The 15,763-nt window shown below is 70.7% G+C and carries 15 protein-coding genes; 9 read left to right on the top strand and 6 right to left on the bottom strand.

The genetic code is table 11. The features are described from left to right. Positions 1–76: 76 nt before the first annotated feature. Complete coding sequence (locus CAP_RS40695; RefSeq protein WP_081865784.1) at positions 77–1,210, top strand: NAD(P)H-dependent flavin oxidoreductase; 1,134 nt, start codon at positions 77–79, stop codon at positions 1,208–1,210. Between the two features lie 44 nt (positions 1,211–1,254). Then, a complete protein-coding gene (locus CAP_RS40690) occupies positions 1,255–2,451 on the top strand; it encodes an esterase/lipase family protein (protein WP_044251168.1) in 1,197 nt (398 codons plus the stop codon). Between the two features lie 46 nt (positions 2,452–2,497). On the opposite strand, the gene CAP_RS40685 is transcribed toward CAP_RS40690, so the two are convergent. Beyond that, positions 2,498–3,379: an NAD(P)H-binding protein gene (locus CAP_RS40685; protein WP_044251166.1), complete on the bottom strand. Its 882-nt coding sequence runs from the start codon at positions 3,377–3,379 to the stop codon at positions 2,498–2,500. A 64-nt stretch (positions 3,380–3,443) separates the two neighbouring features. Here CAP_RS40685 and CAP_RS49485 point away from each other — a divergent pair, with 64 nt between their 5' ends. After that, positions 3,444–4,559, top strand: coding sequence for a LysR family transcriptional regulator (locus CAP_RS49485; protein ID WP_081865783.1), 1,116 nt, complete (start codon positions 3,444–3,446; stop codon positions 4,557–4,559). A 106-nt stretch (positions 4,560–4,665) separates the two neighbouring features. Here CAP_RS49485 and CAP_RS40675 read toward each other — a convergent pair whose 3' ends face one another. After that, positions 4,666–5,133 (bottom strand): hypothetical protein, encoded by a 468-nt coding sequence (locus CAP_RS40675; protein ID WP_044251163.1) that lies wholly within the window; start codon positions 5,131–5,133, stop codon positions 4,666–4,668. 261 nt (positions 5,134–5,394) lie between these two features. Next, positions 5,395–5,658, bottom strand: a complete 264-nt coding sequence (locus tag CAP_RS40670) for a DUF3892 domain-containing protein (RefSeq protein WP_052376827.1) — start codon at positions 5,656–5,658, stop codon at positions 5,395–5,397. 1,361 nt (positions 5,659–7,019) lie between these two features. Here CAP_RS40670 and CAP_RS40665 point away from each other — a divergent pair. After that, positions 7,020–7,592: a hypothetical protein gene (locus tag CAP_RS40665; RefSeq protein ID WP_156041604.1), complete on the top strand. Its 573-nt coding sequence runs from the start codon at positions 7,020–7,022 to the stop codon at positions 7,590–7,592. Between the two features lie 172 nt (positions 7,593–7,764). Here the strand turns inward: CAP_RS40665 and CAP_RS46715 are convergent, their stop codons facing one another. Together CAP_RS46715 and CAP_RS46710 are read right to left on the bottom strand one after the other, a co-directional pair. After that, the gene (locus CAP_RS46715) at positions 7,765–8,754 is read right to left on the bottom strand and encodes an STAS domain-containing protein (RefSeq protein ID WP_197041565.1); all 990 of its coding nucleotides are present in this window, start codon (positions 8,752–8,754) and stop codon (positions 7,765–7,767) included. A 267-nt stretch (positions 8,755–9,021) separates the two neighbouring features. Beyond that, on the bottom strand, positions 9,022–10,008 hold the full coding sequence (locus CAP_RS46710; RefSeq protein WP_052376825.1) for an STAS domain-containing protein: 987 nt from the start codon (positions 10,006–10,008) through the stop codon (positions 9,022–9,024). A gap of 316 nt (positions 10,009–10,324) precedes the next feature. On the opposite strand from CAP_RS46710, the gene CAP_RS40650 reads away from it, so the two are divergent. From CAP_RS40650 to CAP_RS51610, 3 genes are all read left to right on the top strand, one after another. Then, positions 10,325–11,365 carry a zinc-binding dehydrogenase gene (locus CAP_RS40650; protein ID WP_231511992.1) on the top strand — a complete coding sequence of 347 codons (1,041 nt, stop codon included), beginning with the start codon at positions 10,325–10,327 and terminating at the stop codon, positions 11,363–11,365. Positions 11,366–11,373: 8 nt separating this feature from the next. Then, on the top strand, positions 11,374–12,243 hold the full coding sequence (locus CAP_RS46705) for a hypothetical protein (RefSeq protein WP_052376824.1): 870 nt from the start codon (positions 11,374–11,376) through the stop codon (positions 12,241–12,243). Between the two features lie 176 nt (positions 12,244–12,419). Then, a complete protein-coding gene (locus tag CAP_RS51610; protein ID WP_156041603.1) occupies positions 12,420–12,719 on the top strand; it encodes a hypothetical protein in 300 nt (99 codons plus the stop codon). On the opposite strand, the gene CAP_RS40640 is transcribed toward CAP_RS51610, so the two are convergent. Continuing rightward, positions 12,637–13,590: an NAD-dependent epimerase/dehydratase family protein gene (locus CAP_RS40640; RefSeq protein ID WP_044251156.1), complete on the bottom strand. Its 954-nt coding sequence runs from the start codon at positions 13,588–13,590 to the stop codon at positions 12,637–12,639. The genes CAP_RS51610 and CAP_RS40640 overlap by 83 nt on opposite strands. A 441-nt stretch (positions 13,591–14,031) precedes the next feature. Between CAP_RS40640 and CAP_RS40630 the strand changes: the two genes are divergently transcribed. Beyond that, positions 14,032–14,973, top strand: coding sequence for a hypothetical protein (locus CAP_RS40630; RefSeq protein WP_197041564.1), 942 nt, complete (start codon positions 14,032–14,034; stop codon positions 14,971–14,973). A 509-nt stretch (positions 14,974–15,482) separates the two neighbouring features. Then, positions 15,483–15,686, top strand: coding sequence for a hypothetical protein (locus tag CAP_RS40625; protein ID WP_044251150.1), 204 nt, complete (start codon positions 15,483–15,485; stop codon positions 15,684–15,686). The last annotated feature ends 77 nt before the right edge of the window (positions 15,687–15,763 follow it).

Below are 15,763 nucleotides of genomic sequence, written 5' to 3'. Positions count from 1 at the left end.
AGCCGGCCGCATCCGCTCCGCCCTCGCCTGAAGCGCGGTGTACCCTCCGTCAGGACCCCCTGACCGGAGAGAACGCATGAACGCCTTGCTGCGCAGACTCGGGGTGACCCTCCCCATCGTCCAGGCCCCCATGGCAGGCGTCTCCACCCCCGCCATGGCCGCCGCGGTCTCCGGCGCGGGCGGCCTGGGCTCCCTCGGCATCGGCTCCTCCGACGCCGAGACCGCGCGCACCCTGATCCGCGCCGTGCGGGCGGCGACCGACCGCCCCTTCAGCGTCAACCTCTTCTGCCACCGCCCCGCGCGCCCCGACGGCGCCCTGGAGGCCGCGTGGCTCCGAAGGCTCGCCCCTCACTTCGCGCAGCTCGGCGCCGCCCCGCCGGAGACGCTGCGCGAGATCTACCGCAGCTTCGTCGAGGACGACGCCATGCTCGCCATGCTGCTGGAGGAGCGCCCGCCGGTGGTCAGCTTCCACTTCGGCCTCCCCTCCGCAGCGCGCCTGACAGCCTTGCGCGGCGCCGGCATCACCCTGCTCGCGACCGCCACGAGCCTCCCTGAAGCCCGCGCCATCGCCGCCGCCGGGCTCGACGCCGTGGTCGCCCAGGGCATCGAGGCTGGCGGTCACCGCGGCGTGTTCGACCCCGGAACCCTGGACGACCGCCTCGGCACCTTCGCCCTCACCCGCCTCCTCGTGAGGAGCCTCGACCTCCCCGTGATCGCCGCCGGCGGCATCATGGACGGCGCTGGCATCGCCGCCGTCCTCGCCCTCGGCGCGAGCGCCGCCCAGCTCGGCACTGCCTTCATCGCCTGCCCCGAGTCCTCCGCCGACGCGGGCTACCGGGCCGCGCTCCTCAGCCCCGCCACGGTGCGCACGGTCATGACCAGGGCCCTCTCCGGCCGCCCTGCCCGCTGCATCGTCAACCGCTTCACCGCCCTCGGCGAGGGCGTGGAGGACGCGGCCATCCCGGCCTACCCCATCGCCTACGACGCCGCCAAAGCGCTCCACGCCGCCGCCAGGGCCGCCGGAGAAGCCGGCTACGGCGCGCAGTGGGCAGGCCAGGCCGCCCCCCTCGCCCGCGCCCTGCCGGCCGCAGACCTCGTGGCGCAGCTTCACGCCGAGATGGAGCAGGCGCTCGCCCACGCGGTCGCGGCCCCCCCTTCACCCGCCTCGCAGCGCGGGGGCGGGTACCTCGCGCATGACCCGGACCGGTAGCTGCGGTCCCGCAAGTCACGTACCCTCGGTCCTTGGATGAACGCATGAGTCAGCCCCGCAGACATGCCGGTGATCTTCGTGGCGTGACCAGGCTCGCCGTGACGGCGACGAAGGGCGTCACCGAGGTGGTCGAGGAGATGCACCGGACCATCGCCAGCGGTCCAGCGATCCTGGGCCAACCGCTCTCGCGTCCTGTGCGCGCGTTGTTGCCCTTCGTCTACGGCCCCGTGCGCGGCGTGACGGGTCTGGTCGGCACGAGCCTCGATACCGTCCTCGCGCGGCTCGATCGGCTCCTCGGCGAAAGCGTGCCGGGCGCCGAACGCGATGCCGTCGTCTCCGCGCTGAACGGCGTCCTCGGCGACCACCTGGAACAGACGGGAAACCCGCTCGCGATCGCGATGGGCCTTCGCTCCGGGAACCTGCCGCTGTCGCTCGAGGCCGACGCGCTCGTGGCGCAGCTCCCGGGGGCGACGGGCAAGGCCCTCGTCCTCGTGCACGGCTCTTCGATGAACGATCGCCAGTGGCACCGCTCGGGCCACGATCATGGCGCCGCGCTCGCGCGAGATCTCGGCTACACCCCGATCTACGTTCGTTACAACAGCGGCCTGCACATCTCCACCAACGGACGCGCCCTGTCCCTGCTGCTCGAGGCGCTGGTGAAGGCGTGGCCCGTCCCGCTGAGCGAGATCACGCTCCTCGGGCACAGCATGGGGGGCCTCGTCGCGCGGAGCGCGTGCCATGCGGCCTCGCTGGACGAGCGCCGCTGGCCCGCCACGCTTCGGCGTCTGGTGTGCCTCGGGTCGCCGCATCACGGGTCCCCGCTCGAGCGCGGCGGCAACCTGATCGACGTGCTGCTCGGCATCAGCGCGTACAGCGCGCCGCTCGCGCGACTCGGGCAGATCCGCAGCGCGGGCGTGACCGACCTTCGCTACGGGAACGTGATCGATGAAGACTGGCACAACCGCGGCCGCTTCGCCCGGAGCCGTGACGTGCGCCGCGGTCTCGCTCTTCCGCCGGACGTCGATTGCTTCGCCATTGCAGGCACGCTGACGAACGCAATGGCCCAGAAGCTACTCGGTGACGGTCTCGTTCCGGTCGACAGTGCACTCGGACGACACGAGCGCCCTGAGCTGACGCTGGCATTCCCTCCGGAGCACCAGTGGGTCGCGCTCGGCACAGGGCACCTGGATCTCCTGAGCAGCAAGGCTGTCTACGAGAAGCTTCAAGCCTGGCTCACGTAATCGAGGAGGTGGGGGTGGGGATGGGAGTGCGGCTTCGCTCCCGCCTTCACCCGCCTCGCACCGCGGGGACGAGCACCTCACGCGCGAAGTCCGCAATCGAGCGCGGCGCGTGGCCCGAGAGCCTTTCCACCTCGCCCGTCGTGAAGTCGCCCCAGCCCGCGGCGTAGGCCGCGCAGTACTCGGTCAGGACCGTCGCCGTCCACGCGTCCACGCCAAACCTGCGGGCCGTATCGCCGGCGGCGACCGGCGGCACCGGAACGAAGGTGACGTCGCGACCGAGCTCTCTCCCGACCGCCGCAGCGACGGCGTGGAAATCGATCGCTTCAGGCCCGGTGAGCTCCAGGGTCTGCCCGTCCCACGCCTCGCTCTCCACGGCAGCGACCGCGGCATCGGCAATGTCGCGCACGTCGATCATCCCGATCTTCCCGTCGCCCGTGCCGAAGTAGATCTTGCCCTCGTCGCGGATGCTCCCGACATTCTTGAGGATGTTCTGCATGAAGCAGTGCCCCCGCAGAATGACGTGGGCAAGGCCGCGCTCGCGGATCCAGGCCTCCACCCGGCCATCCTGCCGCGTCGCATCCGTCGGCCCGTCGACGCTCGCCTTCAGCGAGGAGACGCGCACGATCTTGCGCACGCCCGCAGCGCGCGCCGCCTCGATCCCGGCCCTGGCCTGCTCCGCGAGCGTACTGCCTGCGGTGATGAGGACGACGGTATCGGCGCCCTCGAAGGCAGCGCGCAGCGAGGCGTCATCCTCGAACGCCCCTTGCCGGAGCGTCACCCCTGCCGCGGCGAGCGGAGCCGCCTTGAGGGGGTCACGCACGAACCCGATCACGCCTCCACCCTGCCCCGCCGCCTGCCGCGCGGCGAGCGTGAGCGCCACGCGGCTGCCAATGTTCCCCGTGGCCCCGGTCACGACGACGTTCTTCATGCACCAGGGGTAGCCGCTGCCGTGCGCCCCCCACCAGTCTCCTTCTCGGAAAGCAACTCCTGTCATGGATGCACGAATCCCCCTCGACCTCAACGACGTCTCCATCTTCGTGCGCGTCGTCCAGACGCGCAGCTTCGCTGCCGCCGCCCGTGAGCGCGGCCTCCCCGGCTCGACGGTGAGCCGCCGCATCGCCCGGCTCGAATCCGCGCTCGGCACCCGCCTCCTCGAACGCACGACGCGCCACCTTCGCCTCACCGACGCCGGCCGGACCTACTTCGCCCACGCCGAGCGCGCCGTCGGCGACCTCGGCCAGGGCGCCGATCGCATCCTCGAACTCCGGAGCGAGCCGCAGGGGCGCGTGCGCGTCCTCTCGCCCATCCTCCTCGGCGCCACCGTGGCGAACGTCATCTACACCTACCTCGCCAGGCACCCTGGCGTGTCCATCGACCTCGAACTCGACGAGCGGCGCGTCGACCTCCTCGCCGGCGGCTTCGACCTCGCCATTCTCACGGGCAAGGTGGACACCCCCGACTTCGTGGCGCGCCAGCTATGGCGCTCATCGCGCAAGCTCCTCTACGCGAGCCCAGGCTACCTCGACGCCCACGGAGCCTGCGGTGTTCGCGGCGTTCGCGGTGTTCGCGGCGTTCGCGGCGTTCGCGGTGTTCGCGGCGTTCGCGGCGTTCGCGGCGTTCGCGGCGTTCGCGGCGTTCGCGGCGTTCCAATGAAGGTCGACGACCTCGCCCACCACGACTGCATCGCCATGCGCGCGACCGACGGCTTCGCCACCTGGACCCTCGCCCACGGCCGCCACAAGCACCGGGTCACCTTCGCCCCCCGCTTCTACGTCAATGAATTCTCCGCCGCCCACCGCGCCGTGCTCGCCGGCCTCGGCATTGCCCTGCTCCCCGAGGTGCACTGCGCCAGGGACGTGGCCGAGAAGCGCCTGGTCCGCGTCCTCGACGGCTACGAGGGCGAGTCGGGCGGCGTCTACCTCCTCTACCGCGCCCACGGCGCGCTGACCGCCGCGGTCCGCACCTGCATCGACCATTTCCTCGCCGAGCTTCCCGCCACCGACCCGAGCCGCGAGGCTGCCGAGGGCTCCGCGTCGGGGGCGCCTCAGCGCCGCCGACCTCGTTCCTTGACGATGTCCACGAACGCGCGCAAGGCTGCGCGGACGTAGCTCCGCGACGGATAGAAGAGCTGCACGGGCTCGAGCCGCGGCGCGTATCGCTCCAGCACGCGCACCAGCCGCCCGGCCGCCCCCGCAAGGACGCCCACCCCTGCCATCACACATCCTCCACGACGAGTTCGCCAGTGGCCGATGCGGCTTCGCCGTGCCAGTGCCACGCGCCATTCACCACCGTCCAGGCCGCGGAGCCCTCGGCGTAGAGTTCGGCGTGCTCGTAGGCCGTCCCGTCGCCGCTGTCGTCCTCGTCGAGGTACACCAGCGTGACGCTCGCTGGCTTCCCGGCCGGCGTGAACGTGATCTGATGCGTCGGCTGCGTCTGACAGAGGGTCACCTCCACGGTCCCATCCTGCGCTTTCGGAGCCGGTGGCCCCCAGCCGTCCGACGGATGGATGATCGAGATCCATCTCCCCAGAAGCGCCTCTGCCTCCGCCAGGAGCACCGCCTCGTCGCAGCCTTCGCGTCCCGCGGAGTCGCCACAGGAGAGGCGCACGGGCCACCCGCCATCATCCACGAGCAGAGCGCCGCCACAGGGGAGCTGGTTCCAGTCGCCGCGCTTCACCGTCATCGTCGTCCCTCCACCGCGTCTCGTCCGCGCCACGTGAAGATGAGAGGTCATGGCCTCTGCCGTGTCCTCGGACGGTAACACCGACGGCTGTCGCTGGACGAGCGAGAGAGAGCCCCCCTCACCTGCCCCGGACGAGGCGCAGGAAGCCACCGCCATCGGGTAGGACGCGGACCGACGCCTCCAGGCCGAGATGCCTCAGTGGCTTCGCCCATCGCCAGGGGCTATTCCTGCGCAAATCCCTCGCTGGTCCGGGGAGGGCGGTCAATAGCGGGGGAGCGACAGGAGGTTGTTGGACCATTTACCATCAGCATACGTGCGCAGGTATGCATTGTTCACGACGCGAACCTCGACGGTGTTCTTACCGTCTGTCACTTTGGCGATACCCTTCTCCTTCGTGATCCAGTCGATCATGGCCTTGACCGTACTCGAACCGGTCGCATTGGTCGCAGGATTGATCCACTGGACGGCAGCGATGTGCTCGTGCCCCGTTCCGCCAGACATGTGAACGTGCGTGATATACAACATTACGGTTACGTCTCCTCGCCAACGCCGAAATCACGGCTGCGGCTCGGCCTTTTGCATGTTCGATGCCGTCCGGACGCAGCAGGCAGACGTTCGTCCTGGCACGGTCAATCCCCGAACAAGCCCACCCGGAGGCGACACCGGTTTTCATGAGGTGGAAGCGATCCTGGCCGCCAGTGGCCAGTGGGGGGTCGCTCTTCGCCGCGCGGTGGCCATCAATGACCACGCTGTTCTCAAACTGGCGCGGCTCCGCCACCTGCGAATCAGGGTCGTCCGCCCCTGTCCTCGCCCTCGCCGGCCCTAGCGTGTCGGTGGGTCATCCGACCCTTCGGCGCCCTCGCCGACCCCCTGCGCTGGGTCGCCCGACCCCGTCGACGCCCTCGCCGATGCTCTCCACGGGGTCCCCCGACCCCGTCGACGCCCTCGCCGATGCCCTCCACGGGATCACCCGACCCCGCCGGCGCCCTCACCGACCCCCTGCGCTGGGTCACCCGACCCCATCGACGCCCTCGCCGATGCCCTCGACGGGATCACCCGACCCCGTCGACGCCCTCGCCGATGCCCTCCACGGGATCACCCGACCCCCTGCGCTGGGTCCCCCGACCCCGTCGACGCCCTCGCCGATGCCCTCCACGGGGTCCCCCGACCCCGTCGATGCCCTCGCCGACCCCCTGCGCAGGGTCCCCCGACCCCGTCGACGCCCTCGCCGACCCCCTCCGCAGGGTCGCCCGACCCCGTCGATGCCCTCGCCGACCCCCTCCGCAGGGTCGCCCGACCCCGTCCTCACCATCGGGCAACCCCCTCCTCACCATCCTCCGACCCCGCCCTGAGCCGTGCGCCACCAGCAGCCTCCCTCCGCGGGCCTGCTTCAGCGCCAGGCTTTCAGCCCCACACCGTGGCGCACGACCCACGCGGTCGTGTCCAGGCAGCCACAGGATGCACGTTCCATGTCCGGCCTTTGTGGCATCGCTCACCCCCAACGCAAGCTCCGCGCCCCCGCCCGCGGTGACCTCTCGACGGGAACATCGCCCCGCCGGACAACACACGGAAGTCCTTCAACTTTCCAGCCCCCGTCGCATCCCCCCGCCAGGCGCGCGGTGTCCTTCCTCCCTCGGCCAGAGGTGGTCGGGGTCACCGCCAGGCAGCACCGGCCAGGCCTGGGAACTCCCGTTGCATAGCTGCAGACCGTACCTGCACGGCAGGGACGCTCCGCCATGGCGAAAGGATGTAGCGGCGGAACGTTGGCATTCGGTTGGTGATTCTCGCTGTCATTCACTGGTTTCGATGTCGTCTGGTGCCCCCGCGCAGGATGACGCGCTTGTGCGTCGTGCGACGGAGGGTGCTTCGCAAGGAGCGTGGTTCCCATGTCCGGTCAATCCAAGATCTATGATGGTGCTCATTCACTTACCCTCACCGCCATGCAAGGGCGGCTGATGGACCTCGACGATTGTCGTGGTCTGCGCGTGGATCAGGACGGGTTCGTCCATGTGCTGGTGGAGCTGGAGCACACGCTGCCGGTCTCCGGCGCCGCGGCGGGGGTGCCGCCGGATGTCGCGGACCATTTCACCGCCTGCAACGAGATGGTGACGCAGATCGACCAGCACCTCACGGTCGCGCTGAAGATGGTCGAGGTGCTGCAGGAGAGCCGCGCGTTCTACGTGGACGCGCGCAACAACGACGTCAGCCTGATCGTGGACGCGGTTCGCTCACGGGCACAGCGGTGGAAGGACCCGTCGCTCCTCCTGCCCTTCGAGAGGACGATCGCCTACATCCGGCAGAGCGCCCTCAAGGCGGTGCGCACGCGCCGCAGGAATGCCGAGGAGGCCGAGGCTGGCGCGGGAGCCGAGGACGCCGAGGCTGAAGACACGAAGGATCCGGACGACACGAAGGGCACGAAGGGGCTGACGGACGCGCCGAGAGCCGCGGCCGCAAGCTGACCAGACCCCACCCCCACGAAGCACGGCACCTGCGGCGACGCCCGCCGCGGGGCCGTGCACCTCCCCTCTCCCGCAAGACTCGCGGTCATTCGTGGCGCGCACCTCCGTCGCTGCGCACCTCCGTCGCCACGCCCCCCAGATCCCTGCGCGCCCTTCACGCGCTCCGCGCCCTTCACCCTCTGCGATTGCGCTTCGTCCGTGACCCTTCGCTGCCGGGTCTCTCGGCGGTGGCCCAGGCGATGCCGCTCTGGAGGGTGCCGTGGGTGATGATGCTATCGAAGTCGATCCCGAGGGTGACCAGGGTCTGGGCGATGTGGGGGCTGATGCCCGTGAGCACGGTGCGGGCGCCGAGGAGGCGCACTCCCTGGGCGGCGCGGATGAGGGCGTTGGCGACGCCGGAGTCGACCATCGAGACGCCGGTGATGTCGAGGATCACGGTGTGGCAGCGGAGGTCGACGACGCCGCGCATCAGGTTCTCCATGACCTGCTGGGCGCGGCGGCTGTCGACGGTGCCGATGAGGGGCATGACCACCACGTCCTCGGTGATGGGGATGAGGGGCGTGGAGAGCTGCTCCAGGGCCGCAGCCTGGGCCCGGATCAGCTCTCCGGTGAGGCGGGCCTGCTCGGTCTCGGCCTGGCGGCGCTCGCTCATGTCGCGGGTCACCGTGGCGATGCCCACGAGATCGCCGGTCTTGTCGTCCCGGATGGTGAACAGGTTGTAATGCACCGGGAAGCGCTCGCCGGTCTTCATGTTGCGGAAGTGGTAGTCGCCTTGCCAGCGGCCGGTCTTCATGACCTGGGGCACGATGTGCGACTCGACGAAGGGCAGGTCCTCCGGCGCGAAGTACTGCGGGATGAGGGTGCGCCGGGCCTCCTCGTCGCTGCCGATGCCCATCATCTTCTGACCGGCCTGGTTGACGTACTTCACCTGCCCGTCGACGTGGGCGAGGCCGATGAAGTCGGAGCAGCTATCGAGGACGGCGATGAGGTGCTGCTGCTCCCGCTCCATCTCACGGAGGCTGGCGAGCTCCTGCCGGAGCGCGGAGATGGTGCGGTCGCGGTCGGCGACGGCCTTCTCCAGCTCCGCCACGCGCTGGCGCAGCGCCTCCAGGCTGCCGTCTGCGCCGCCTGGCGCTGGCGTCTCCTTCTGCGGATCCTCCATGCTCGCCTCGTCCATCGTCCTGCGTGTCTCCGGGGGTTGCGGGTCACGAGCAGGGGTGGCGCGACGTCGTCACGCGGGCGGGGGCTCAGGACCCCGGCGGCACGGCCTGTTCGCGAGAGTGCGGACGGAAGATACGCAGTTTGCTCCCCCCCCTTCAATCGCCTGGCGCCGTGGATCTCCGGGACCTGTGTCAGTGCTCACAGCCGCAGCGGCTGACGCATTGCGCGCAGGATGGTGCGGCGCGCGCGTCGTCGCAGGGGCACGAACTCAGCCGCTGTGGCTGCGCCTGCTCCGTGACCCTTCGCTGCCGGGTCTCTCGGCGGTGGCCCAGGCGATGCCGCTCTGGAGGGTGCCGTGGGTGATGATGCTATCGAAGTCGATCCCGAGGGTGACCAGGGTCTGGGCGATGTGGGGGCTGATGCCCGTGAGCACGGTGCGGGCGCCGAGGAGGCGCACTCCCTGGGCGGCGCGGATGAGGGCGTTGGCGACGCCGGAGTCGACCATCGAGACGCCGGTGATGTCGAGGATCACGGTGTGGCAGCGGAGGTCGACGACGCCGCGCATCAGGTTCTCCATGACCTGCTGGGCGCGGCGGCTGTCGACGGTGCCGATGAGGGGCATGACCACCACGTCCTCGGTGATGGGGATGAGGGGCGTGGAGAGCTGCTCCAGGGCCGCGGCCTGGGCCCGGATCAGCTCTTCGGTGAGGCGGGCCTGCTCGGCCTCGACCTGGCGGCGCTCGGTCATGTTCTGGGTCACCGTGCCGAGACCCGCGAGAGCGCCGGTGTCATCCAGGACGGTGAAGATGTTGTAATGCACCGGGAAGAGTTCGCCGGTCTTCATGTTGCGGAAGCGGAGGCTGCCTTGCCAGCGGCCGTTCTTCTTGACCTCGGGCAGGACGTGCGACGTGACGAAGGGCAGGTCCTCCGGCGCGAAGTACTGCGGGATGAGGGTGCGCCGGGCCTCCTCGTCGCTGCCGATGCCCATCATCTGCTGACCGGCACGGTTGACGTAGTGCACGGACCCGTCCTCCCGGCCAAAGCCGACGAAGTCGGTGCAGTTGTCGAGGATGGAGACGAGGAGCTTCTGCTCCCGCTCCACCTCACGAAGGCCGGCAAGCTCCTGCCGGAGCGCGGAGATGGTGCGGTCGCGGTCGGCGAGGGCCTTCTCCAGCTCCACCACGCGGTGGCGCATCGCTTCCAGGCTCTCGTCAGCACCGCCCGGCGCTGGCGTCTGCGTCTGCACATCCTCCATGCTCGCCTTGTCCTGTCCTTCTCCGAGGAGGGTTGATCACACGCCAGGTGAGCGCGTCGCCACACCAGGGGGGCCGGTGACCGCCGCGGCTCGGGGTGCTCGCGGGGAGCTGACCGCACGATACGCGGTTTGTTCGCCCCATCAATTGCCCGGAGGGGGTGACCCCGGGGGCGTGTGTAGGTGTTCAGCGCCGCGCAGGCACGGAGGGCTTGCCCGTACCGCGCACCACGTCCCTATGATGCGCGCCTACGCGGATACGCAGACACGCGGACACGCGCGCCCGTGCTGCTGAAAGGCCCCGACGATGTCATCCACCATGCTCGCTGGACGTCTCGATCTCACCACCGGCACGTTCGGGATGCAGGAGATCCCCATCCCCGAGCCCGGGCCGGGGGAGGTGCGGCTCAAGGTCGAAGCCGCCGGGATCTGCCTGTCGGATGTGCACCTCATCGACGGGACGCTGCCGGTGAAGGCGCGCCGTGATTTCACCCAGGTGACGCTCGGGCACGAGGTGGCCGGGGTCATCGACCGCCTCGGGCCGGGCGTGACGCCGTGGCAGGTGGGCCAGCGGGTGCTGCTCCACGCGGGCCAGGTCTGCGGCAAGTGTCAGCCCTGCCTGGTGCGCAGCGGCGAATGCCTGCGGGTGCAGACGCGGGGGGTGGACTATGACGGGGGCTGGGCGGAGTACGCGCTGGCGCGGCAGGACACGGTGGCGGCGGTGCCCGAGGACCTGCCCATCGAGCAGGCGGCCATCCTGCCCGACGCGGTGTCGACGCCCTACGCGGCGCTCCTGGAGACGGCGGCCCTCAGGCCGGCAGAGTCGGTGGGCCTGTGGGGCATCGGCGGGCTCGGGGCGCACGCGGTGCAGATCGCGAGGCTCCTCGGGGCGGCGCCCATCCTGGCGTTCGATCTGCTCCCGGAGGCGCGGGCGCGGGCGCTGTCGTTCGGCGCCGACGCGGCCTTCGATCCGCGGGAGGAGGACCTGCGCGACAAGGTGCGCCGCGCGACGGACGGGCGTGGGCTCGACGTGGCGGTCGATCTGGCGGGGGTCCCCGCCGCGCGGGCGCAGGCGCAGGCGCTGCTGGGACCGCGGGGGCGGCTGGTGCTGGTGGGCGTCACCCCGGAAGCGCTCTCGGTGGACAACAGCCTGTTCTTCTGCACCCTGATGCAGCAGGTGCGCGGGCATTACGGGTCGACGATGGGGCACCTCCTGCAACTGGTGAAGCTCACCCGGCACCGGCGCCTGGAGCTGTCCCGCTCCATCAGCGCGCTGCTCCCGCTCGCGGACGCGCCGCTCGGCGTGGAGCGGCTGGCGAAGAAGGAAGGCCATCCGATCCGGCTGATCCTGAAGCCCTGAGGCGCACCGTGGGTGACCTCGGCTTCCGCAGCCTTCACGAGGCGCTCCTCGATGCCCCTCCGGAGCGCGCCGTCGAGGAGGTCCTCGTGCCCTGGATCCCGAGAGGCCGCGAGATCCTCGACGGCCTCCGGCACCACGCGCGCGCGACGCCGGGGGCCTGGGCGCGGGACACGCGCGCGAAGCTCCACGGCAGGATCGAGGAGGATCTCCAGGAGCTTTACGCGCTTTCCCGGGTCATCGACGTGCTGCTCCTGCCGTTCCAGAGCGGGCCCGAGGACACCTGGGCCGGTCCGGCGCTGACCCTGGAGCAGCTCACCGCGTTCCTGACCGCGCTCGGGCTGCAGCGGCAGGAGCGCTCCGCGTTCCACCCGTTCCAGCACGAGATCGTGGAGGTGGTGGCCTCGGGCGATCCCGGGGAGCCGATCTCCGTGATCGAGACGCTGTGGCCAGGGTTCAGGATGGGTCAGCTCCTCATCGCGCGCGCCGGGGTGCGCGTGCGCGGGGGCGGGCGCCACCTCGACCCTCGGGTCGCCGGCCGGTCGACGCTGCACTTCACGCACCGACGCCGCGGGCGCCCGACGCACGATCTCGGGGCTGGATGGGGCCACAACTCGCAGTGGCGCACGCGGTTCCGGCGGGACTACGAGGACGCAGGGGTCTGCTACTACAACGTCGACGGGACGCTCGACGCGGCGGCCGGAGAGCTGTCGTTCCAGGATCGGGAGGAGCTGCGCGAGGGGGCGGAGCCGGAGCTCACGGCCGAGGAGCGCGTCGAGCTGCTCGTCCACCGCAGCTTCATCAAGACGCGCAAGGACGATCTCGACAGCTTCCCCTACGAGGACACCTTCGCCGAGCCAGCGACGCGGCGGTCCGCTTGAGAGACGGGACGGAGAGCACGAGCAGGGGACCTCTCGCAGGGCGCCGAAGGCGTGCCCCTTCTGCGGTGCGGCGCGCAAGCACATCCCCGCGATCACGGTGGGCGTGGCCAAGCCTGGTCCTCACCGAGAGCGGGTCACCCGCGGAGAGAAAGGAATACGGGACGACGCGGAAGTTCATGACGCGCTTCACCCGCACGGAAGAGGACGTCGATGCCCTGATGGCGATGGCGCGGAGCATCGACTACGCGGCCTGGGAGAGGGACAACGAGGCGTGGCTGCGCCGCCGGGGGCCGAGCGCGGACCTGCGGGCGGTGATGAAGCGGCTCCGGGCGCTGCGGGAGGCTACAGAGAAGGGGGATCTCTTCGAGCGGCTGCAGGACGTGGCAGCGCAGGTCAAGAAGACGTACCGGGCCGAGCGGGCCCGGAGGATGAAGGTCGCTGCGGAGCGGCGCTCTCGGCCCGCAGCTCCTCGATGAGCCGGGCGAGTCCGTCCCGCAGCGCCACCTGCGGCTCCCAGCCGAGGACCTCCTTCGCGCGCCCGGGGTGGCCGTAGAACCGGGCGACGTCGAAGCTCCGCGGGGGCGCTTCGAGGGCGTCCGCCGTCGTCCCCGCGAGAGACACGGCGAGCGATGCCAGCGCGCCGAGGGTGGTGGGCACGCCGGTGACGAGATGAATGGGCGGGAGCGCGGCTTCGCCACTCTCCAGCGCCTGCACCAGGGCGAGGAGCCCGCGCGTGGTGTCGTCCAGGTGGGTGAAGTCGAAGGTGTTCCCCGCCCCGTCCACGCGGAGCGGCACGCCGCGGAGCGCGCTCCGCGCGAAGGCGGGCACGACGCGATCAGGATGATCGGCGGCGCTGCCGTAGACGTTGGAGAGGCGGACCACGGCCCCGCGCAGGCCTGCGGCCCGGGCGTTGCCCACGAGGCGCTCGCCCATGACCTTGGAGCCGCCGTAGACGTTGAGGGGCGCGAGGGGCGCGTCCTCGGTGACAGGCAGTCGGTCGGGCTGGCCGTAGACCTCGCGGCTGCTCGCGAACAGCACCCAGGGGCGGAGAGGGGCCTCCAGGGCCGCGGCGAGCACGTTCCTCGTGCCGCCCACGTTGGTCTCCCAGCAGCCGTGCGGGTCGCGCTCGCCCCAGATCACCCTGGACACGGCGGCGAGGTGCACGACGCCGGCGCAGGGCGCGAGGGCGGCGCGGATGGCAGCCGGGTCGCGGACGTCGGCGCACCCTCGCCCGAGAGGTGCGCGGAGGTCTAACGGGACGGCCTCGAAGCCTGCCTCGGAGAGCGTGTGGACGAGCGCGGTGCCGATCAGGCCCGCGGAGCCGGTGACGAGGATGGACTGGCGCATGGCGTGCTCCGCGGGGTCGAACGCCCCCGGTCAGCCGAGGGCGGGCGAGGGCGGGCGAGGGCGGGCGAGGGTATGCCAGAACGCCGTGGAAGCGCAGGGGAACACCGAAAGCCTCGGCGGTCAGCGGTGGTCGGTTTGCCTACATTCATGCGGTGGCCTAGAAGCGAAGGCATGTGTTCTGATGCCCTGGGGGTGGGGACAGCCACGGCTCACCGTGGTCCGTTGCGTCGCTCCCTCACCGTCCGCCTCTCCTTGCTCATCGTCACCCTGGCCACGGGCGCCTGCACGACGGGAGGCCGCTCACCACCGGCCCCAGCGCCGCCGGGGGCGCCGCATGCGGCCCGCGCGCCGCCCGCTGCCTCGCCTCCGGAGCCTGGGGCGTCCGCGGCCGCGGCGACGTCGCCGGGTGCATCCTCCGCGTCAGTGTCCGGGTCGCGGTCGATGGAAGTGCAGACGAACCCGCTCATCGACCTGCACTTCTTCGTGCGTGCCATCGCCAGCGGCGACGCCCCGTCACCAGGGATTGCCGCGCTCGACGAGGCGGCCAAGGTGGCCCGGGAGCTGGAAACGGAGCTGGGCTCCCCCCTGGGCTGGGGCCTGCTGGAGGGCAACCTCCCCGCAGCCCGGAGCGCGGCCGAGCTGGTTGACGTGTTCGGGCGCCTTCCGGAGCGGTTCGAGCTGCGCCTGACCGGCAAGTCGATCGCGCCTCGCGCCGGTGCCGTGCGGTTCGCGCGCGCCCTCCTCGCGGCCGAGGAGGCGTTCCTCGCGCAGGTGTGGCCGCGCCACCAGGAGGCGCTCACACGGGCCTCGGGCGCCCTGGCGCGCACGCTCGCGCCCAGGGAGCGCGCCTGCTTCGATTTCATTCACCAGCACCTCGGGCTGGAGCTCCCCGCGGAGCCGCTGCCAGTGGCCCTGGTCGCGCAGGGGCCGCGCCCTCAAGGGTTCACGTTCCGCCGGCCCGGGGGCCGCACCCTCAGCGTGATCGCCGTGGAGGGCCGACCGGAGCTGCTCGTCCTGGAGACCGTGCTGCACGAGGCCATTCACGCCCTGGAGGTGCACAGCGGCGGCCGGGGAAGCGCGCTCGATCAGCTCCGCGCCCGGCTCGGTGCCGGGGGCGTCACCGACGCCGATCCACTGTCACGTGAAGCGATCCATGGGCTGATCTTCATCCAGGCCGGCGAGACGGTGCGCCGCCTCGTCGATCCATCCCACCGGCACTACGGGGAGGTGGCGGGCGTCTACGCGAAGGCCCAGCGCTCAGCCTCGGTGGAGCTACCGATCTGGAAGGATTACCTCGACGGCAAGCTCACGAGGGACGCAGCCATCGAGCGCATCGCCACGGAGCTGCTCGCGAAGCACCCTCCAGCCCCCGCCGCTCCCTGAAAGGGTGACGCTCGCCTCAGGAGTCCGCCGCGTCCGCCGTGGTCCCCCGCTGACGGCCCCTCGTTCCTGCGATCTCTGGACCATTCGTAGTCGACCCTGCGAAGTCACCCGAGGCGCAGGCCTGTTCGCATTGTCTCGCATTCAGCAGGGCCTCGACCCGCTATTCTCAATCGCTGGTCATGGGTCAATCGTAGGGCAGGACCGTAAGGCGCTGGACTACCACGAGCGCACCACCTCATTGCTGTGAGGGTGACAGAGGCGCGCTGGCGCGCAGACAGGCGTGCCATGACATCTCCGGACCAGGGCCATGGAATCATTGAAAATGGCTCACGCATGGCCGTGAAACCGAGCAACGGTAAATCGATCTCGATTCATTGACGGCCACCATGCGCGCCGTCAGTATCACTGGCGGTGCGATTGACGCACCCGTCGGAAACGACGTGACAACGCAATCAACGAAACGGAGCCATATCATGGACGAAAAACCCACTCTTCAAGTTCGCGGGAGCGTGAACCTGGAGAAGTACAAGGCCGCGAAGACGCTGAGCGGCGATAGCGTGCGCTTCGAACTCCGCGCGGTGCGACCGGCAGGATCGAGCGGCACCTCACTCCACACCGCGTCGTCATGCCTGGTGTGCCTCATCTGCATCATCTGCATCGTGTGCTCCGTCGCCACCGCGAAGGAGACCGGGCTGAAGCTGCCCCCGCTGTGATGCAGCGCGTGACGTGAGCGGCGCGGCGCGATCAGAGGCGCGCGACTCCGGTCGCGCCGGCCCCCTTCAACCGACCA

It is taken from the genome of Chondromyces apiculatus DSM 436 (assembly GCF_000601485.1).
GTDB lineage: Bacteria > Myxococcota_A > Polyangia > Polyangiales > Polyangiaceae > Chondromyces > Chondromyces apiculatus.
The sequence above is the reverse complement of the archived record's forward strand: the minus strand, read 5'-3'. Positions and strand labels throughout refer to the sequence as shown.